The sequence below is a fragment of the Mycobacterium sp. E735 genome (genome assembly GCF_001666955.1).
Taxonomy (GTDB): domain Bacteria; phylum Actinomycetota; class Actinomycetes; order Mycobacteriales; family Mycobacteriaceae; genus Mycobacterium.
In genome coordinates this window covers 1-19,360 of the sequence record NZ_LZIX01000147.1, presented here as the reverse complement: position 1 = coordinate 19,360, position 19,360 = coordinate 1, and the positions used below count along the sequence as shown (strand labels likewise).

Genomic DNA, 19,360 nt, shown 5'->3' with positions numbered 1-19,360 from the left:
GCGTCGAACACCGACCGCTGGGCCGGATCGACCAGAACATGCGCGCCGAACCCGGACTGGGCCAGTTCGCGGCGGTCGGCGCTGAAGTCGGACACGATGATCGGATCAACCCCCCGCGCGCTGAGCGCAGCGACCGCCGACAGCCCGATGGCGCCCGCGCCGACGACGATCGGGATCTCGCCGGGCTGCAGATTCGAGGCGCGGACATAAAACTCGCCGACCGCGAAGGCGTCGACCACGGCGACCGCATCGCTGGACACCGAGCCCTCTATCACCCTTGCGGTCGCCTCGGGTACCACAAGCAACTCTCCGAAACTGCCCTGCGCCTCGGGGTGCTGTCCGATAATGCGTAGACCGCCAGCGCCGCCGTCGACCAACCGGATCGGCATCGACGTCACCCTGGCCCCGATCGGGAAGGCCTCGCCGCATCCAGGGCCGTGGCCGATCACTTCACCCACGAACTCGTGCCCCAGGACAACGTCGCGGTCGGGGTCGTAGAGCGACCGACCCGTCGGATCGTCGATCGCCAATTCCGGATGGTCCATGTAGTGCACGTCGGACGCACAGATCGCGGTGCTGAGGGTCTTGAGCAGCAAATCGCCCTGCCCGGGAACGGGATCGGCAGTCTCGCGGACCGTAAGCTCCCCGCCTCGCAGCACTACGGCACGCACCGGCACTCACATCCTCATGCGGTATTCTCTACTATTAGAGAATAATTCATCTAAATACTGAGTCGACCGTAGAATGCGGCGCGAGAGGAGTCAAGATGCGCGGAGTCACGTCAGCACCGGCCGAGCGTGTCCTCGATGTCGTTGAGTTTCTCAGCAGGCCGGAGGATGGCGGGCACCGCTTCTCCGACGTCGCTCGCGAACTTGGCCTTTCTCAGGCCACGGCGCACTCCATACTCAAGACGTTGTGTGACCGCGGTTGGGCGACGCGTGATCCCATTTCCAAGAAGTTTGATCTTGGTCCCACTATTGCCCTCATCGCGGAGAGGTTCGAAGCAGCGCGCCCACTTCTGGCTGTCGCTCGCGAAGCCATCCACCGTCTCACTGAGGCAACCGGTGCGCCGGCCTCGGTGGTCGAGCGCAGTGGAGACGAACTCGTGATTACCGCGTTCGAAAGTCCCGACGGGTCTAACGCACCGGTCGCTTCCCTCGAGCGGATCCCCTATGCACCGCCGTTTGGGATCGCCTGCGCCGCATGGGATATCCCAACCCAACAGGAATCGTGGATTCAGCGCGGCGCGGCCGGAGACACGTCGCTGGCGGAGCGCCTTCGCGCAGTTTTGGCTCAGACGCGCGACCGCGGTTATGACGTCGATTGGATGACTCCCGCGCTGGCGCAGGCGGCTCATGCGATCGAGACGCTGTCTACCGAGACAGTGCCCCACAACTTGCGCTCCGTCGTCGACCAATTGCGCATCGAATTCATATCGGCGAACCTGCTATCCGGCGACGGCGCACGCGATGCGCTCCGGGTTGCCACCATCTCGGCGCCCGTCCTTGACGATAGGGGACATGTGCGACTCATCCTTGGGTTCCACCCACTACGCGCCATGACGATGAGCGAAATCCATGCTGCCGCGAAACCTCTGTTGCGCGAGATCGACCGAATGGGAGGCCACGCAGTGCCGTCTCTCGACGGCGCACGCGCCAAGGCGGAGTCCTAGGTGCACATCGACCTGCCGTCAGCTTTGCGGTCTCGGGAGCCACGCGCTGCTTCGTTTGCCTCGCTCATGGCCGAATCCCCGCACGACATACGCTCGGACGAAGTCGGCCACCGCGTCGTCATCCACGTCGAGATAGGGTGACGGGGTTGTGAACAAAGACAACAGGATTCGTGCAAACCACTCCGACGCCGATCGAACGTCGAGGTCGTTGCGCACCTCACCGGTCAGCCTCGCCGCGGAGATGTATGGCGCGAGAAATTCACCGCATTCCCGCACTAGGGTCGACGCGTTCTTGGTCAACATCAAGTTGACCTGTTCTTCGTCGAAATATGACTCGTGCTCCACCACCCGGCGGGCTTGGGTAACGAAAACCGCTGCGCGGACCAGCTTTTCCTCCAGGGTGCTGCCGCCGTCGCGGTCAATCGCCTTTGCCAGCTTGCGATAGAAGCTTTGTGACGCCTCCTCCGCGCAAGCCTCGACAATCGTCTCCTTGTCCCGGAAGTATTCGTAGAACGTGCTTCTGGACACGTCGGCGGCGCGTGCGATGTCGACGATCGTCGTCTTGCGCAAGCCGCGCGTTCGGAAGCAGGCGAACGCGGCCGAAATGAGCGCCGCTCGGGTGTCGACCGCGGTAGCCTGCGTCATCGGCTTTCCTCGCCTGCGTGCTCAGTGATCGGGGGCGAGAATCAAGCCACTGGTGGGAACGCCGGTGCCCGACGTGACCAGCACGTGTTCGACGTTGTCCACCTGATTGTGCGACGTGCCGCGCACCTGACGGACGCCCTCGGTGATGCCGTTCATGCCGTGGATGTATGCCTCGCCCAGCAGGCCGCCGTTGGTGTTGATCGGCATGCGGCCGCCGAGTGACAGCTCGTCGACCGAGACGAAGTCCTTGGCCTCGCCGCGGCCGCAGAAGCCGAGTTCCTCGAGTTGGGTGAAGACGAAGGGCGTGAAGTGGTCGTAGAGGAACGCCGTCGAAATATCTTGCGGTTTAAGGCCGGAATCCCGCCACAGTTTGTCGCCGACGACGCCCATCTCCGGCAGCCCGGTGATGTCCTCGCGGTAGTAACTCGTCATCACCTCGCCGTCATGGGCGGCGCCCTGGGCGGCGGCCGTGATGACGGCGGGCGGCTTGGCCAAGTCTCGTGCTCTCTCGACGCTGGTCACCACCATGGCAACGCCGCCGTCGCTTTCCTGACAGCAGTCGAGCAGTCGCAACACCGGCTCGATGATCCATCGTGATTGCTGGTGTTGCTCGAGGGTGATGGGCTTCCCGTAGAACCACGCATCGGGATTCCTCGCGGCGTGCTTGCGGTCGATGACGGAGATCTTGCCGAAGTCCGCGTTGGTGACGCCGTACGTCGTCATGTAACGGTGGGCGTGCAAGGCCACCCAGGCGGCCGGCGTCATGAAGCCGAACGGCGCGTAGGGCGCCATCCACAGCGGTGTCACGCCCGGCTGGCGGCCGGCGCCGCCGAAGCGGAAGCCGGAGCGCTCGTTGAAGGCTCGGTAGCACACCACCGCTTTTGCCGCTCCGGTCGCGACCGCCATGGCGGCCTGCATGACGGTGCCGGCCGCCGCGCCACCGCCGTGCGGAACCCGGGTGAAGAACGTCAGTTCCCGGATGCCGACGTTGCGGGCGACCTCGATCTCCTCGTTGTCGTCCACGCTGAAGGTGACCATGCCGTCGATGTCCGCGGGCGTCAGCCCGGCGTCGCGGATCGCGGCGAGCACCGCCTCGCACGCCAGTTGCATCTCGGTGCGGCCCGATTCCTTGGAAAACTCGGTCTGTCCGATACCGGCCAGCGCGGCTTTACCGCCGATACCGTCGCTCATAAGTCCACACCGTGGAGCAGGCTGAGCACCGCGGTCCCGGAGACGTGGTCACCGAGGCTGTTGGTGCCTTTGAAGGTGACCTCGACAAGTCCTTCGCGGTCGGTCTGGGACTTGTCCGTGACCGAACCAGTGAACCGGAGCGGATCATTCGGGTATGCGGGTACGCCGAGGCGGATGGACAGTTTCCTGATCATCGCCTCCGGGCCCGCCCAGTCGTGCAGGAATTTCACGCAGAGACCATTGGTCGTGAGGATGTTCAAGAAGATGTCTTTCGATCCTTGGGAGTTCGCGAAATCGCGGTCGTGGTGAACCGGCATGTAATCACGGGATGCGATGGCCCCGGCGACGATCAGCGTGGTGGTCACCGGAACATCCAGCGGGGCGACTTCGTCACCCACATTGATCGAGTCCCACGCCAGCGTGGTGGTGCGATCGGCGGTGGAGGTCATCTGCTTCCTTCCGGGTAGGTCGCGCCCAGGCGGGCGAGCTGGAGGGGGGCCGCGCCCAGGGAGAGCTCGATCTGCTTGCCCCACAGGAAATATCGGTGGAGCGGGTAAGTGACGTCGATGCCAATGCCGCCGTGGACCTGCTGGGCCGACGCCACGACCCGCGCTCCGGCTTCAGCCGCCCAGAACTTGGCGATGGCGGCCTCGCGCGTCGCGGGCCGACCCTCGGCGATCAGCCACGCGGCGTGCCAGGTGGTCCACCGGATCGCCTCGACGTCGATGAATGCATCGGCCAGCCGTTGCTGCACGGCCTGGAACGAGCCGATGGGTCTGCCGAACTGCTCGCGTTCGCCGGTGTAGGAAGCGGCGATCTTCAACGCGCGTTCGGCGACGCCGAGTTGCATCGCGCACAAACCGACCAGTGCCCTGGTGTACAGCGAGCCGACCGCGTCCGCGGCGCCACCCCCGTTGAGTCGATGCCCCACGACGCCAGTCAGTTCGACGTCCGCGTAGGGCTCACCGTTGGTGGTCGCCACCGGCGACACGGTCACGCCGTCGGCCGCCGCATCGACGACGAACAAGGCCGGGCCGTCGTCGGCTTGAGCCGAAACCACGATGGCTTCGGCAAGCTGCGCCGCCGGTACGAGCTCCTTGCTGCCGTCGAGGGTCCAGGCGTCGCCGTCGGCGCGCGCGGTTGTGCGTGGCGCGGTCGGGTCGGAGTTGCCCTGTTCGGCGAGCGCGGCTGTGAGGATCGTGCTGCCGTCCACCACTCCCGGGAGGTATCGCTCGTGGATAGCCGAGTCACCGTGTCGCGCAATGGTATCCGCGCCGAGCAGGAGGGTCGCGTAGACGGGCGCGGGCGCAACGCTCCAGCCGACCTCGGCGAGTAGCACGCCGAGCTCGAGGAAGCCGCGTCCGCTGCCGCCGACGGACTCGGGCAGCGCGATGCCCAGCAGGTCCGACGAAGCGAGTTCGCGCCACATCGCTTCGTCGTGGCGAACCCCGCCGGATTCCAGGTCGGTCAGAGCGTCGGGGGTGGCGCGGTGCTCGAAGAGTTGACGGGCCACCTTGCCGACCGTCTCTTGTTCTTCGGTGAAGGTAAAGTCCATGCTCGCTTGATGCCTCGTTGTCAGCGCGCGGGCCGGAACTGGTGCAGCACCAGCTCTTCCCCGCTCGGGATGGCTTCGAAATTCTCGTAGAAAACCTCGACGGGCAACCCGACCTCGATGGCGCCGGGCTCGATTTCGCACAGGTTCGACACGATGCGAACTCCTTCGTCGAGCTCGATCAGGGCGACCACGTAGGGATATTGGAGGAACGGCAGCGGAGGATATTGCGGCATGACAAAGCTGTAAACCGTTCCGCGGCCGGTCGATTCGACGGAATCCCAGTTGAGGGACTGGCAGTTCCCGCACATCGGGCGCGGGGGCACCCGCAGGGTCTTGCAGTCCGTGCACCGCTGGATCAGCAGCTTGTGGTCCCGAAGGCCCGACCAGAAGAATTCGGTGTCCGGACTGATCGACGGAGCGAGTCTGGTGGCCATCAGTTTCCCGTCTTGAACCGCAGGGTGCGGAACCGCTGGCGGCCGATCACCTCGCCGTTCTGGTCGCGATAGGTGGTGATCCAGGTGACGAAGTAGCCGTGGCCCATCGCCGTCTTCTTCTCGTCGGAGATCGTCTCGAAAACCGTTTCGGCGGTGATCTCGTCGCCCACCCGTGGGTAACGCTCGAGCTCGAACTCGGAGTTGGTGGCGACCGTGCCGGTGTAGCCCGCATCGGTCAGGAACTGCAGCGGATTCTCCTTGAGCTCGACGGGGACTCCGCCACGCTCGTGAATGCCTGCGAGCTTGGGTGGCGCCATGGTCCACGACTGCAGCATCACCGGAGGCGAGACGAGGCCACCGTAGCGAGAGGAGGAGGCAAACTCCGGATCCAGATAGGCGGGGTTCATATCGTCGAGCGCGTACGCCCAATGCCGAATCATTGCCGCATTCACGGGATCCGGCGCCTTGACCGGCTGTCCGGAACTGATGGGTCTACCGATGAGCGCGTCGAGGCGCTCGCGCAGCGGGTCCTTCGTTGTTTCGGTCACGGCTCGTACCTTCCTCTTAGGATGCGCCGGCCCGCATGTCGCGCGGCGCGCGCGGCATCCCCAGGCCTGCCATGGCGATGATGTCGCGTTGAAGCTCGTTGGCCCCGCCGCCGAATGTGTTGATGACCGCCATGCGATATGCGCTCTCCAATTCGCCCTTGAGTGGAGCCGCCGCGTCCTTGCGCGTACCGGCCTGGCCGACAACCTCGAGCAGTTCGCGGGCAACCTGCTGCGTGAGCTCCGTGCCGAACACCTTTGCCGCGGAAGCCTCGCCCATGCCGAGCGCGCCGGCGCTCATCGTCGAGTTCACGCGCAGATTGAGTAGTCGGTAGGCCGCGACCTGCGCTTCCACGCGGGCCAGCGCCTGCTGCACCCAGGGCTTGTCGATGACCATGCCGTCGTCCAGCGGCGTCGTCGACGCCCATTTCAGCGTCTTGTTGAACAGCGGTTCCAGGGCGCCGAGGTTGCCGAGCGCGGCGCGTTCCAGATTCAGCTGGTTGGTCACCAACGTCCAGCCCTGGTTCTCGCCGAGCACGATGGCGCTCTCGGGTACCCGGACGTCATCGTAGAAGGTGTAATACGTGGACACACCCGGCATGGTGTGTAACGGCTTCCAGGAGAACCCCGGCGAGTCGGTCGGCACGATGAAAAGGGTTATCCCCTTGTGTTTCTTCGCGTTCGGGTCGGTACGGGCGGCCAGCCAGATGTAGTCGGCGAACTCGGCCCCGCTGGTGAACATTTTCGAGCCGTTGATGACGAACTCGTCGCCGTCGCGCACCGCCGTGGTGCGCAGCGACGCGAGATCGCTGCCGGCCCCGGGCTCCGAGTAGCCGATCGCAAATTCGACGGTGCCCTTGAGGATGGCGGGCAGAAACTTGGCTTTCTGCTCCTCGGTGCCGTACTGAATCAGCGTGGGCCCCACGGTGTTGAGCGTGATCATCGGCAGCGGGGCGTTGACCCTGCGGGCCTCTTCCGAGAAGATGTACTGCTCCAGCGCGGTCAGGCCGCCGCCCCCGAATTCAACCGGCCAGGCGACGCCGAGCAGACCGGCCTCGCCGAGCGCGCGCCTGCATTCGGCGATCGCGGCGCCTCCCTCCGTCAGGTTGGCGACGGCGGCTCTGCGCTCCGGCGTCATCACCGCTTCGAGGCGGGTCCGGTAGTCCTTCCGAAGCTGTTCCTGTTCGGGTGTGTAGTCGAAGTCCATCAGCCGCTCGTTCCCAGTCGTACCGGCATGCTCTTCACGCCTGGCGTCATGGTGGCGCGCAGTCGCGTCACGTCGCCGGTGAGTTCGATCGACGGATACGTTCCCAAGAGCACCTCGAAGAACACTCGAGCCTCCAGCCGGGCCAGCTGGGCACCAAGGCAGGCGTGCTCACCCGCACCGAATGCGATGTGGGGGTTTGGGTTACGCGTGATGTCGAAGTCTTCGCTGGTAGGGCCGAAGATTTCTTCGTCGCGGTTGGCGGCGCCGTAGAGCATGACCACCGTGTCGCCCGCCTTGATCTGCTGGCCGCGGATCTCGACGTCCTCGGTGGCGCAGCGGGCCATGTGGGTGACCGGGCTGGTGAATCGCAACATCTCCTCGACCGCGCAGGGCAACAATTCCGCCGGGTTCGACCGCAGTAGCGCGAACTGATCGGGATGGTCGATCAACGCCAGCGTGCCCAACGCGATCAGATTGCGGGTGGTTTCGTTGCCGGCGACCAACAACAGGAACGAAAAATTCAGCAGGTCCGCGTCGCTGAGCTGCTCGCCGTCGACCTCGGCCGCCGCCAAAATGCTCAGCAGATCGTTTTGCCCGCTGACCTCACCGGATCGGCGAGCCGCGATGAGCTTGGTGAAATATTCGTAGAGCTCACCGAGCGCGACGAGGTGATCCATCTCGATGTCCGGATCGGCGGTGCCCACCGCCGCGTCAGACCACGTCCGAAACTTTTCCCAGTCCTCGGTCGGGGCCCCCAGCATCTCCGCGATCAACCGCGTCGGCAGGGGTGACGCGATGTCCTCAGCGAACTGCTGTGTCTTTGCCGGGTCGATGTTGTCCACTATGCCGCGCACGATCTCGCGCACCTTGGGTTCGAGCAACTGCACCTGGCGGCGGGTGAAGCCGGAGTTGATGAGCTTGCGAAGCTGCCGGTGGCGTGGGGGATCGGTGAAGATCAGGTTGCCCTCCTGAACGGGTTCGGGTTGGGCGGGATCCGGTATCGAGATGCCCTTCGTCGATGAGAAGGTCAGTGGGTGGCCGGAGACATAACGAATGTCCTCGTACTTCAACAGCGCCCAGAACTTGGTGACGTCATTCCACACGACAGGCGTGGTGTTGCGAAGCTCTCGGTAGACCGGGTACGGATCGCCGGCGTAGAAGTCGGGTGAATGCAATGGGACAGTAGTTGTGGGCACCGCATGCCTTCCTCGACACCGAGCTTGCTTCGGACAGATTTGAGAAGAATGTCCGTTTCCATGGTGTCTACAGTAGGCCCGGGCCATCTGTCAATCACGGCGTATATGACCGGAAATTACGTTAATTGCCGGTCAGGGCGCTGCAGCGGGTTGTGTACACACTGCCAAAGTATGTATGTTCTCGTAAGGCGCCGCCCGCAACGCGCCGCGAGCAAGCAGTCAGGGAAGGCAGGCGGATGATGGCTGGGTCTCGTTCCCTCCTCGAGGCTGAGGGGCACTACATCGACGGGCGGTGGACCGACCCGGACAGCGGGCGCTACGACGTCACGAACCCCGCGACCGAAGCGGTGATCGGAACGGCGCCCGACGCCAGCGTTGACCAAGTTGCGCAGGCGATCGGCGCCGCGAGAACGGCCTTCGATACGGGTCCGTGGCCGGCGGCCGATCCCGCCGAGCGTGCGCGGTGCCTGCAACAGCTCAGCGACGCGTTGCTGGCCAGGGGAGAGGAGATCTACGACCTCGCGCAGGCCGAATGGGGTTGTACCGCAAACGAGCGGCTGATTCACGTCGACGGACCGGTCTTCATGATGGGACACGCCGCCGAACTGGCAGTCGAACCCGCCGAGGCGCCCTTGGACGCGTGGGGTGCCGCGGGCACCACGCTGTTGCGCTACGAACCGCTCGGTGTGGTGGCGGCGATGACGCCGTGGAACTTCCCGCACACCCTCAATGTCATGAAATTGGGAGCGGCGCTCGCGGCCGGAAATACGCTCGTGCTCAAACCGTCCCCGCTGACGCCCCTTGCCGGGCTCGCCCTCGCCCGGGTCGTCCACGAGGACACCGACATCCCCTCGGGTGTGGTCAATGTGGTCACGCCGAACAGCCTCGAGGCCAGCAGAAGCCTGACCTTGGACCCCAGGGTCGACATGGTCAGTTTCACCGGCAGCTCGGTTGTGGGCCGCGACGTGATGGCGGGCGCGGCGACGACCATGAAACGAGTTCTGCTGGAATGCGGCGGAAAGTCGGCGACGATCCTGCTTCCCGACGTCGACATCACCGACGAATTCATGGAGCGTCTGCTGTTCGAGGGCTGCACGATGCATGCCGGGCAGGCCTGCATCCTCAACAGCAGGCTGCTGCTGCCGGACGCGATCCACGACGAAGTGGTGGACCGGCTCGCCGCGCTGGCCCGCGCGGTCGTGATCGGCGATCCCGTCGATCCGGCGGTCACCATGGGACCGCTGATCAGCCGCGAGCACCTCGACCGCGTCGAGGGCTTCGTCAAACGCGCTGAGGCCGACGGTGCGACCGTGGTGGCCGGGGGAGCCCGTCCGAAAGACCTGAACAAGGGCTTCTATTTCGAGCCGACGATACTCACCGATGCGTCGGCGGAGTCCTACATCGCGCAGGAGGAGGTGTTCGGACCCGTCCTGACGGTGTTGCGGTACCGCGACGACGACGACGCGGTGGCGATCGCCAACAACTCGGCCTACGGGCTAGGTGGCGCGGTTTGGGGACGTGACGTCGACCGTGCCGTGGGCATCGCCCGCCGGATCCGGACCGGGCAGGTGTCGATCAACGGGACCATCCCCGGGGACGCACCGTTCGGCGGCTTCAAGCAGAGCGGGATCGGCCGGGAGGGCGGTGTGATGGGACTGCGGGCCTACATGGAGCCGAAGGCCATCGGGATACCGGCGTGAACCGGCCGCTGACGGGGTTGCGTGTCGTCGAGCTCGCCTCCGAGATCGCGGGGCCGTATTGCACAAAGCTGCTCGTCGACCTGGGCGCCGACGTATGCAAGATCGAGCCGCCGGCGGGTGACCCGTTGCGCCGGTGGGGTCCGTTCCCCGCGAACGTTCCGGATCCCGAGCGATGCGGGCTGTTCGGGTATCTCAATGCGGGGAAACGCGGAACGACAGTCGATTTCGGTCAGGAGGATGGCCTCGCCGCCGTCCACGAGTTGATCGCGACGGCGGATGTGCTCGTGGAGGACCTGCCGGCGGGCTCGGCTGCCCGCCTGGAGTGGGGCCTGGACCTGGACGCCCTTGGCCGGATCAACCCCGGCCTCATAGTCGTCCGGATTTCGAGCTTCGGCCAGGAGGGACCGCTTCGCGACCGGGTGACGACTCCGTTGACCCTGCAGGCGGCCGCGGGGTGGGTCAACATGCGCGATCCCGGTCGGGCTCCGGTACAGGCGGGCGCCCGGATCCCGGAGTACATCGCGGGCTCGTATGCGGCCCTCGGGACGCTGACGGCACTGCGAATCGCCGCGGACGGAACGAACAGGCCCGTCGAGGTGGACGTCTCGATGTTCGAGTCGTTGCTGTCGACGCTGCCGTATCCGATGCTGATGGCGGCTCGCCTGAAAAGCCTTGGTCTGCCGACGAATTCCAAAGCCGCACCGATGCTGGGGATCGTTCGGGCCGCCGATGGCTGGATCGGCATCAACTGCCTGACCGGCCAGCACTGGCTGGACGTGTGCGCCATGGTCGGGTTGCCCGAATTCGGCGAGCATCAGCTCGCGGTCATGCTGGGTGGGCCAGAGCGCGGCGAGTTTTTTGCCAAGGCACAGCCCTTCCTCGATTCGATGACCGTCTCCGATCTGGTCGAGCTGAGTCAGGCCATGCGGATACCCGCCGCGCCGGTCACCGACGGCGACACCATTCTCGCCTGTCCGCAGTACGCCGAGCGGGGGTTCTTCGTCAAGGCCCCGACTGAATCCGGCGGGTTCACCAGACCTGGTGCGCCGTTTCGGTTTTCGAAGACGCCGAGCGCGCCATCGCTGCCTGCTCCCGCCCTCCGAAGTGCCACGCAGGCCGCTTGGGGCGAGCGGCAAGCACCCCGCCGGGAGGACGGCGTCCGCAATGTCGCCCTGCCGTTCGACGGTTTGAAGGTCTTCGACCTGAGCACCTTCTGGGCGGGTGCCTACCTGACGTGCTACCTCGGCGCGTTCGGGGCGGACGTGGTCAAGGTCGAATCCATCCAACGCCCCGACGGCCACCGCTACTCCGGCTCGTTACTCCGCGAAGGGGAAGACTGGTACGAACGGGGGCCACTTTGGCAGGGAACGAACCTCAACAAGCGCGATATCACCCTGGACCTCAACTCCGCCGCCGGCCGCGAGTTGGCCCTGCGGCTGGCCGCCGAGGCCGACGTGGTGGTGGAGAACTTCTCGCCGCGCGTGGTCGAGCAATTCGGGCTCGACTATGAGTCCCTCGCGAAGATCAATCCCGGCGTGATCATGGTGCGAATGCCCGGATTCGGTCTACAGGGGCCGTGGCGCGACTACGTGGGCTGGGCGCTGAACATCGAACAGGTGTCCGGGATGTCGGCGATAACCGGTTACCCGGATGGCCCGCCGTGCAACCTGCAGGGCCCCGCCGATCCCATCGCCGGCGTACATGCGGGTGTGGCGTTGCTGGCCGCGCTCGAGCATCGGCGGTCGACCGGTGAGGGCCAGCTCATCGAGGTCGCGCAAATCGAGGTTGGCGCTGCGGTGACCGCCGAACCGGTGATCGAGTACTCACTGACGGGCACGGTGCGGCCGCGGGAGGGAAATCGGCACCGCGAATACGCCCAAGGCGTTTATCCGACGGCCCGCACCGACGAGTGGATCGCGATCTCCGTGCGCGACGACGCCGACTGGGTCGCGCTGCTGGCCGCCATCGATCGTGACGAGCTGCGCGACGACCCGAGATTCGCGACTGCGGAAGCTCGCCGGCAACACCACGACGAATTCGACGAGGTGCTCGCGAGTTGGACGAGCAGGCGACCCGCCGGTGAGCTGGTGGCAACGCTTGTCCGACAACGCGTCCCAGCCGAGCGTCTACTTGCAGCCGACGAGATGTATGACGTCGAACAGCTCGATGCGCGCGGTTTCTATCAGGATTTGGCCCACCCGATCACTGGCCGACAGAGGTTTCCGGGCTGGCCATTTCAGATTTCGCCGGGCCCCGCACACCACCACCGGACCGCCGCACCGACGCTGGGTCAGCACAACGCCGAGGTGCTTGGGGCGCTTGGACTGTCCGATGCGGACATCGACGCGTTGCAGGAGCAACGCGTCATCGGCCAACGCATTCTCAACGCGTAGCGATACCCGCCGCCGTCAGCCCCGGCGGGCGTGTGTCGTGTGGTCAGGCGTCGACCATCGCCGCGATCGTGTCGACGACGCACGCCGGTCGGTCGTTGCCCTCGACTTCGACCGTGACGCGCACCGTGGCCCGTCCCCCCTTGTCGTTGCGCTCCACCTTCAACAGCTCGGCCCCCGCCCGGATGCGCGAGTCGACCGGCACCGGCGCGGGGAACCGAAGCTTGTCGGAGCCGTAGTTCACCTGCATCGCCAGCCCGGTCACCTTATAGATCTGTTGCACCAGGATGGGTACCAGCGACAAGGTTAGATAGCCGTGTGCGATGGTCCTGCCATACCGACCGCTGGCCGCCCTCTCCCGGTCGACGTGGATCCACTGATGGTCACCGGTTGCCTCGGCGAAGAGATCGATCTCCTTCTGCGTGACCCGATGCCAATCGCTGTACCCAAGGTGCTCGCCGACGTGAGCCTCGAAGTCCGCGATCCCCTCGTAAACCGTGGGGCCAGCGGGCGCCTGGGTCACGCCGCGACCTTGACCTTCAAGTGCTCGATCGCGTTGCCGCCCATGATCTTCGCCTTGGCCGAGTCCGGGATGCCGTCCAGCCGGTCGACGAAGCTCAGCGGGTCGCCGATACCCTCGGGGTGCGGGAAGTCGGAGCCGAACATGACGTGGTCCTCGCCCATGATGTCGACGATGCCCTTGACGTCGTCCTCTAGGAACGGGTGGATGTAGATGTTGCGCTTGAACACCTCGACCGGGTGCTCGTCGAACTCCTTCGGCATGATCTTGTACGCCGTGTTGAGCTGCTCGAGCAGGTTGCGCACCCAGCCGCTGCCGTTCTCCACGCAGAAGATCTTCAGATCCGGGAAGCGCGAGAGCGCGCCGTGGCAGATCATGGCGGCCAGGGTGTCCTCGATGGCCCGGTGCCCCATCACGACCTCGCGCAGGGCGCTCGGTGCGAAGGACAGGTACTCGTCGCCGCCCTCCCATTCCATGAGGTGTTTTTGGTAGCCGCTGTCCGAGGCGTGCATGGTGACCGGCATGCCGGCGTTGACGACCTCCTCCCAGAACGGGTCGAACTCGGGCAGCCCCATGGATCGCGAGCCGCCGAAGCGACTGGGCACCGGCGCGGGCCGAACCAGGAATGTCTTCATACCGCGCTCCAAGCACCAGTGCAGTTCCCTGATGGCTTCGTCCACGATCGGCAGGCAGATGACGGGTGTGGCGAAGATCCGATCGTGGTAGTTGAACGTCCAATGCTCGTGCATCCACTCGTTGAGCGCGTGGATGATCGCGTGGGTGAGGACGACGTCGTCGGTGGTGCGCTCCTCGATGAGGCTGGCGAGGGTCGGGTACATCACACACTGGTCGAGCCCCAGTTCATCCATCAGCTCCAACCGCGGGGCGGGCGCCTGGTAGGCGGGGATGACATCCATTGCCTCGCCGATGAACTCGCGAAAGTTGAGGCCCTCGGGGTTGTTGCCGAGGAAGTAGTCCTCGGCGCTGCCCGGCCTGGCAACCCGCGCGAACGTCGGGTTGGGGATCATGTGGCTGATGCGGTCCTTGACAACCAGTTTGGGCCTGCCGCTGACCTCGACGTAACCGACCTTCCCGCGGTGCTCCTTGGGCAGGTATTTCGTGAGCGCGTCCGTCGTCTCGTACATGTGGTTGTCGATGTCGAAAACCGGATACGGCAGTGATCGGGACGACATGTGACTCTTCCTCCTGAGCAGCGAATATGATCATTTACGCTATTTGAGAACGACGTTATCACCATCGCCCGGCAACATCCACATCTGGGGCGCCGGCGACAGGTCACACCGCTGCATTCCACACGTCGATGACCGCGCTCGACGGGGTCACGGTGGCGAGCAGGGACAGCGTGTTGTCGATGATCGAATCGGCATACTCGCGCGGGTACCCACTGACCGCGTCCCGCGGTAGGACGAACTGATAGCCACGGTTGACCGCATCCATGACGAAGTTGGTGATCGCGATATTCACCGACACGCCAACTCCGACAATGGTTTTGATTCCCAGGTTGCGCAGCATCGAGTCCAGGTCGGTGCCGCACATCGGGCCGACACCGTGGGTGCGGGTGAGCACAAGGTCGGAGTCGCGTGGACCCAATTCCGGGAGCACCGAGGCGCCCGCGCTACCGGGCGTCAGGTCGACGCTGAAGGATTTCCCCGCCGCGAACAACCGGGCGTTCGTGTTCGAACCGCGACCGTCGGCGCGCCGCTGTATCAGGCAGTGCACGACCGTCACGCCGGCCGCCCTGGCCGCATCGAGCAGCCTGGCAATGTTGGGAATGGCTTCTCGCCGGGCCTCCTCGGCGAGCAGCGGAAGGCCGGCCTGCGGCCCGATCACCCCGCCCTGACACTCTTGGGTCACCAGCGCGGTTGTCACCGGATCGAGCAGGTCCTCAAGGCTTGGTTGCGGCATGAGAATAAACGTTATCGTGTGCTGGAACGGTCATTAACGAGGAGGTCAGGTGGAGGCGTGGGAGCTCGAGGTTCGGGAGTCGGTGCGACAGACGTTGGCCGACTACACCGCGAACACAGACCGATTCGATCTTCGCGCGCTGGCCGCATGCTTCGGCGACGAGGGCGTGCTGGAATTCACCGGGGGGGACGGGCCGCTGACGGGACCCTCGGCGATCGAGGCGGGCCTGGGCGCCGCTGTGACAAAGCCTGGGCAATCGGGGCGGCGGGCGCCGACTCATGTCCGCCACCACGTCACCAGCATCAGGTTCGGGTCGGTGGCCCGCGACAGGGTCGAGGTCAGCAGTTATTTCGCCGTCCACACCGACATCGGGCTCGACCACTGGGGCCGCTACCGCGACGTACTGACACCCGTCGACGGTCGGTGGCTGTTCGCCCATCGCCGGATCAGCGTGGACGCATTCGCCGCCGGCAGTCTGATGGCGTGACGTCGCGTCACCCGGCGATGAACTCGTCGGCGAAGGCGCGGGCACGGTCGATGACTTCGGTCCGGTCGGCACCTGCCGGCGCGATGGTGAGCCAGGTGACCCCGGCGGACTCGAGCCGCGCGATCGTCGCGTGACGTTCGTCGGCCGACTTACCGTCGTCCAACAGGTTTCCCGCCGAGAAACAGATCTCCAGCGGTGCGGTGCGGCCGATCTCGGCCGCGTACTGCTTGGCCCAGTCGATGGCGAGCGCCAGGTCATCGATCGTCGAGATTTCCGCTGTGCGCGAGGCCGCCGCGTAGCCGAACGTATTGAACGGCGCCCACCCCTGAGCGCGTGACACCGCCCGGCGAACCGCCGCCTTGCTGTTGCCGCCGACCCAGACCGGGGGCGGACTCGCGGGCAGCGGCCGCAACCGGACGCCGCGGGCGGCGAACGACGTCCCCTCGTACGCGAGGTCGCCGCCGCCGAGCACCTTGTCCAGCACATCGAGGGCCTCATCGAGCAGGGCACCGCGGTTGTCGAAATCGACTCCCAGGGCCTTGAATTCGGGCTTCAGGTATCCCGCCGCGGTGCCCAGGATCAGCCGGCCCCCGGACAACACCGCGAGGCTTTGAATCGATTTGGCGCCGAGGAACGGGTTGCGGTAGGCGGCGATGTAGACATTGGTCAGCAGCTTGACGTGGGTCGTTGCGGCGGCGGCGAAGGCCAACGCGACGAACGGATCGAGGGCGTGGTGCCCGCCGTGGTCGAGCCACTTGGAGTCCGGTGCGGGGTGGTCGGTGACATGGACCGCCGCGAATTTGCTCGCCTCGGCCGCTCGCGCGATGTCGGCAATGGCGTCGGCGGTGACGAACTCGTCCACCGCCTCGACTCGCTGGGTGGGCAGTTCGAGAGAGAAAGAAACGGTCACGTGGGTCCTTTCGTCGCGGAGACAAGTGTGGCCAGTCGTTGGGCGTGGTAGTCCGGGTCGCCGAAGATCAACTGGGTGGCCTTGGCGCGGCGGGCGAAAAGGTGGGCGTCGTGTTCCCAGGTGAAGCCGATACCGCCGTGGATGCGCATGTTGTCGAGCGCGACGTGGAGGAAGGCCTCGGAACACACCATTTTCGCGACCGACGCGGCGGTCGGCAGCTCATCGGTGTGGGCCACTTCGGCCGCATGCGACACGGCGGAAAGCGCACCCTCAACCTGAACCAACATGTCCGCGCACCGATGCTTGATCGCCTGGAAACTGCCGATGGGCCGACCGAACTGGATCCGTTGCTTGGCGTAGTCGACGGCCATGTCGAGGCAGCGCCGCGCGGCGCCCACCTGTTCGGCAGTCAGCGCCACGATGGCGAGGTCCGAAGTGTGTGCCAGGAAGTCGGCCGCGGCCCCCTCCGTGCCGATCAGCGCCGCCCGGACACCGCCGAACTCCAGCCGGGCGAATTTTCGGGTGCGGTCGAGTCCTGCCAGCGGGGTCCGGCGGACCCCCTCTGACCCGGCCCGAATCGCCAGCAACGAGATGCCGGCTTCGGTATTGGCCGCGGCGAGGATGACGTCCGCGGTGTGACCGTCGATCACGAGCGGCGCCTCACCGTGGACCCGGTAGGCGCCGCCGCTGCGGTCGGCACGCAACGTCACTGCACCGGGGTCCCAGGCGCCAAGGCGGCCGTTGAGGATCAGCGTTGCGGTGGCAGAGCCGTCAACGAAGCCGGGGATGAACTCTTCGGCCGCGGCATCATCGCCGCTGGCGAGAATGGCCTGGGTCGCCATGGCCACGGTGGCGAAGAAGGGGGAGCACAGCAACGTGCGCCCCATTTCCTCAAAGACCACCGCCAGTTCGGCCATGCCCGCACCCGCCCCGCCCCACCGCTCGGGAACCCCGATGCCGTGCAGCCCCAACTCGCCGGCCATCTGGCGCCACGATGCCTCGTCGTAGCCGGTTTCCGTCGCCATCAACTTGCGCACGGTCTCGCTGGGTGATGTGGCCGTCAGGTAGTCCCGAACGACCGCGCGGAGCTCGTCGAGCTCACCGGTCGGCACGCGCAGCCTCCCGGCTCGGCCGTGTCGCGGGATCGGCCATCCACAAGCCAATCGCTGCGGGCCCGATCCTCTTGTCTCCCAGCGGTTGTGAAGGTCTCATGTCTCCTCGGTGCGATTGCGGCCGAGCCGGCGCCGCCCGCTGCTCGAGCCCTTCGGGCATCCAGCCCGGGATGGCCATTGCCGCACCAGGATAGTATGTTTTCTGGAAATAGAGAATTTACATTCTCACTAAAGGAGACCGACGCGGTGACCACGAAACTCGATTACGGCATCTTCGACTGCGATACGCACTGCTACGAGACGCGGGATGCGTTCACCCGCTATCTGCCCGAAAAGTTCCGAGACCGGGCGATCACCACCGTACGCGGGGCCGACGGCGTCGAGGTGATCCTGGCCGGCCATCGCGTCGCGACCTTCAACAGCGAGGGCGGTTTGGGCCTGGATGTCGCCTACCGGCCAGGCTCGCTCAAGGAGATGCTCAGGCAAATGGGATCGGGCAACCCCGAGGAGTCTTACGAGCCGCAACCCATGCAACCGGAATTCGTCGAGCGTGCCGCCCGGCTGGCCGTCATGGCGGACCAGAACATCGAGCGGATGGTCATCTATCCCAGCGGTATGGCGCTGGCGGCGGAACACTACGTCGACGACACTGCGGCACTGTATGCGAATCTGCGCTCGTTCAACCGATGGTTCGACGAAGAGTGGGGCTTCAACTACGACGACAGGATCTATGCGACGGCGCTGATGTCGTTGCGCGACTTGGATTCCGCGATCGCGGAGACCGAGGCGATCATCGCGCAGGGAGCGAAGTTCGTGCTGCTGCCGACGGGGCCGGCCTACGGCCGGTCACCGGGCGACCCGTACTTCGATCCCATTTACGCGCGCCTGCAGGAGGCCGGCTGCGTCCTGGTGTTCCACATCATGCCGTTCTGGTACTTCAATGCGATTTCGCCCGCGTGGGGCCAGGACCCCGACCCGGCCTCCTGGCACATGTCCGCGTGGCAGTGGATGAACATCTACGGGCAGCGGCCGATCGAGGAGACGTTGTCAGCCCTCATCTTCGACAATCTCTTCGGCCGCTTTCCGGGTCTGAATGTCCTCGTCGCCGAGCACGGCGCGGAATGGGTGCCGTTCTTCGTCCGGCACATGGACAAGAGCCGCGGCATGGGCCGCAACGGACCATGGATCGGCGGGAAGCTCACGGAGCGACCGTCGGCGATCTTCCGCCGTCATGTTCGGGTCGTGCCGTACCCCGAGGACGACATCCCGGCGATCGTCGCGAGCCTGGGATACGACGACTGCCTGGTCATGGGCTCGGATTACCCGCACGCCGAAGGGCTGGCCGTGCCGGCCGAGTTCGCCAAGTTGCTCGACCCGCTCGACGACGCCACCAAGCGACGGATCATGCGCGACAACGCCGACCAGCTGCTCGCCCGCAGCTAACGGCGCGATGGCGGACGAGGACGTCGACCTCGACCTGTTGAGAGCGTCGGCGCGGGAGTTCCTGTCCGAACGCGGCGAGCGGGGATCGGTCAAGGACCTTGCCGAAATGGACTGGACCGGCCTGCTCGTGGATGAGGTGCTGGGGGGCACCGGGTGGCGTCCGGTCGAGGCCTGCGTCGTGGCGGATGATCCGTGCGGGCTCGCCGACGATCGCGACGCCGGCCGTCGCGGTCCCGGCGAGCAGGCCGGGCAGCAACTGTTGCCTGGGGTACCCGGGCGCGGAGGCGAGCGCCGCGGCACCGATCGTGGTTCCCAACCACGCCGACCCGTCCTGCGCTCGACCAAGCTCCTCCGCCACGACGCAGGCCTCGACCGGACGCCACCCGGTGCCCCCCAGCACCTCATCCACGAGCAGGCCGGTCCAGTC

Annotated in this window: 20 protein-coding genes; 5 read left to right on the top strand and 15 right to left on the bottom strand. The window is 65.8% G+C overall.

The window, feature by feature from the left end; genetic code table 11:
* Positions 1-671: alcohol dehydrogenase catalytic domain-containing protein (locus tag A5704_RS11805; RefSeq protein WP_156737064.1), on the bottom strand; the 671-nt coding region annotated here is incomplete at its 3' end.
* A gap of 95 nt (positions 672-766) precedes the next feature.
* Here A5704_RS11805 and A5704_RS11800 point away from each other — a divergent pair.
* Entirely contained in the window at positions 767-1,672 is a 906-nt protein-coding gene (locus A5704_RS11800; RefSeq protein ID WP_067785655.1) for a helix-turn-helix domain-containing protein, read from the top strand.
* An 18-nt stretch (positions 1,673-1,690) separates the two neighbouring features.
* Here the strand turns inward: A5704_RS11800 and A5704_RS11795 are convergent, their stop codons facing one another.
* From A5704_RS11795 to A5704_RS11760, 8 genes are read right to left on the bottom strand one after another with little or no spacing between them, the layout of a single operon-like run.
* Entirely contained in the window at positions 1,691-2,317 is a 627-nt protein-coding gene (locus A5704_RS11795) for a TetR/AcrR family transcriptional regulator (protein ID WP_067785658.1), read from the bottom strand.
* 21 nt (positions 2,318-2,338) lie between these two features.
* On the bottom strand, positions 2,339-3,508 hold the full coding sequence (locus A5704_RS11790; RefSeq protein WP_067747638.1) for a lipid-transfer protein: 1,170 nt from the start codon (positions 3,506-3,508) through the stop codon (positions 2,339-2,341).
* Positions 3,505-3,957: a MaoC family dehydratase gene (locus A5704_RS11785; RefSeq protein ID WP_067747641.1), complete on the bottom strand. Its 453-nt coding sequence runs from the start codon at positions 3,955-3,957 to the stop codon at positions 3,505-3,507. The genes A5704_RS11790 and A5704_RS11785 overlap by 4 nt, the downstream gene beginning before the upstream one ends.
* On the bottom strand, positions 3,954-5,063 hold the full coding sequence (locus A5704_RS11780; protein WP_067785661.1) for an acyl-CoA dehydrogenase family protein: 1,110 nt from the start codon (positions 5,061-5,063) through the stop codon (positions 3,954-3,956). The genes A5704_RS11785 and A5704_RS11780 overlap by 4 nt, the downstream gene beginning before the upstream one ends.
* A 20-nt stretch (positions 5,064-5,083) precedes the next feature.
* Positions 5,084-5,497 carry a Zn-ribbon domain-containing OB-fold protein gene (locus A5704_RS11775; protein WP_067747644.1) on the bottom strand — a complete coding sequence of 138 codons (414 nt, stop codon included), beginning with the start codon at positions 5,495-5,497 and terminating at the stop codon, positions 5,084-5,086.
* On the bottom strand, positions 5,497-6,045 hold the full coding sequence (locus A5704_RS11770; RefSeq protein WP_067747646.1) for a MaoC family dehydratase N-terminal domain-containing protein: 549 nt from the start codon (positions 6,043-6,045) through the stop codon (positions 5,497-5,499). The genes A5704_RS11775 and A5704_RS11770 overlap by 1 nt, the downstream gene beginning before the upstream one ends.
* Positions 6,046-6,061: 16 nt before the next feature.
* Complete coding sequence (locus tag A5704_RS11765) at positions 6,062-7,249, bottom strand: acyl-CoA dehydrogenase family protein (protein ID WP_067747648.1); 1,188 nt, start codon at positions 7,247-7,249, stop codon at positions 6,062-6,064.
* Positions 7,249-8,424, bottom strand: a complete 1,176-nt coding sequence (locus A5704_RS11760) for a cytochrome P450 (RefSeq protein WP_067747650.1) — start codon at positions 8,422-8,424, stop codon at positions 7,249-7,251. The genes A5704_RS11765 and A5704_RS11760 overlap by 1 nt, the downstream gene beginning before the upstream one ends.
* Before the next feature lie 260 nt (positions 8,425-8,684).
* Between A5704_RS11760 and A5704_RS11755 the strand changes: the two genes are divergently transcribed.
* Together A5704_RS11755 and A5704_RS11750 are read left to right on the top strand one after the other, a co-directional pair.
* Positions 8,685-10,145: an aldehyde dehydrogenase family protein gene (locus tag A5704_RS11755; protein ID WP_067889135.1), complete on the top strand. Its 1,461-nt coding sequence runs from the start codon at positions 8,685-8,687 to the stop codon at positions 10,143-10,145.
* Complete coding sequence (locus tag A5704_RS11750; protein ID WP_067785664.1) at positions 10,142-12,538, top strand: CaiB/BaiF CoA-transferase family protein; 2,397 nt, start codon at positions 10,142-10,144, stop codon at positions 12,536-12,538. The genes A5704_RS11755 and A5704_RS11750 overlap by 4 nt, the downstream gene beginning before the upstream one ends.
* A 43-nt stretch (positions 12,539-12,581) precedes the next feature.
* Here the strand turns inward: A5704_RS11750 and A5704_RS11745 are convergent, their stop codons facing one another.
* The 3 genes from A5704_RS11745 to A5704_RS11735 all read right to left on the bottom strand — a co-directional run bounded on the left by A5704_RS11745 (position 12,582) and on the right by A5704_RS11735 (position 14,981).
* Positions 12,582-13,058 carry a MaoC family dehydratase gene (locus A5704_RS11745; protein WP_067785667.1) on the bottom strand — a complete coding sequence of 159 codons (477 nt, stop codon included), beginning with the start codon at positions 13,056-13,058 and terminating at the stop codon, positions 12,582-12,584.
* Entirely contained in the window at positions 13,055-14,248 is a 1,194-nt protein-coding gene (locus tag A5704_RS11740) for an amidohydrolase family protein (RefSeq protein WP_067761256.1), read from the bottom strand. The genes A5704_RS11745 and A5704_RS11740 overlap by 4 nt, the downstream gene beginning before the upstream one ends.
* A 103-nt stretch (positions 14,249-14,351) precedes the next feature.
* On the bottom strand, positions 14,352-14,981 hold the full coding sequence (locus tag A5704_RS11735; RefSeq protein ID WP_067761259.1) for a cysteine hydrolase: 630 nt from the start codon (positions 14,979-14,981) through the stop codon (positions 14,352-14,354).
* A 49-nt stretch (positions 14,982-15,030) separates the two neighbouring features.
* On the opposite strand from A5704_RS11735, the gene A5704_RS11730 reads away from it, so the two are divergent.
* Positions 15,031-15,468, top strand: a complete 438-nt coding sequence (locus tag A5704_RS11730; RefSeq protein ID WP_082954836.1) for a nuclear transport factor 2 family protein — start codon at positions 15,031-15,033, stop codon at positions 15,466-15,468.
* A gap of 7 nt (positions 15,469-15,475) precedes the next feature.
* Here A5704_RS11730 and A5704_RS11725 read toward each other — a convergent pair whose 3' ends face one another.
* Positions 15,476-16,378, bottom strand: coding sequence for a TIGR03619 family F420-dependent LLM class oxidoreductase (locus A5704_RS11725; protein WP_067761262.1), 903 nt, complete (start codon positions 16,376-16,378; stop codon positions 15,476-15,478).
* Positions 16,375-17,490, bottom strand: a complete 1,116-nt coding sequence (locus tag A5704_RS11720; protein ID WP_067761265.1) for an acyl-CoA dehydrogenase family protein — start codon at positions 17,488-17,490, stop codon at positions 16,375-16,377. Before A5704_RS11720 ends, A5704_RS11725 begins: the two co-directional genes overlap by 4 nt.
* Positions 17,491-17,736: 246 nt before the next feature.
* Between A5704_RS11720 and A5704_RS11715 the strand changes: the two genes are divergently transcribed.
* Positions 17,737-18,933 carry an amidohydrolase family protein gene (locus A5704_RS11715; protein WP_067761268.1) on the top strand — a complete coding sequence of 399 codons (1,197 nt, stop codon included), beginning with the start codon at positions 17,737-17,739 and terminating at the stop codon, positions 18,931-18,933.
* On the opposite strand, the gene A5704_RS27635 is transcribed toward A5704_RS11715, so the two are convergent.
* Positions 18,893-19,333: an acyl-CoA dehydrogenase family protein gene (locus A5704_RS27635; protein ID WP_231969002.1), complete on the bottom strand. Its 441-nt coding sequence runs from the start codon at positions 19,331-19,333 to the stop codon at positions 18,893-18,895. The genes A5704_RS11715 and A5704_RS27635 overlap by 41 nt on opposite strands.
* Positions 19,334-19,360: the final 27 nt, after the last annotated feature.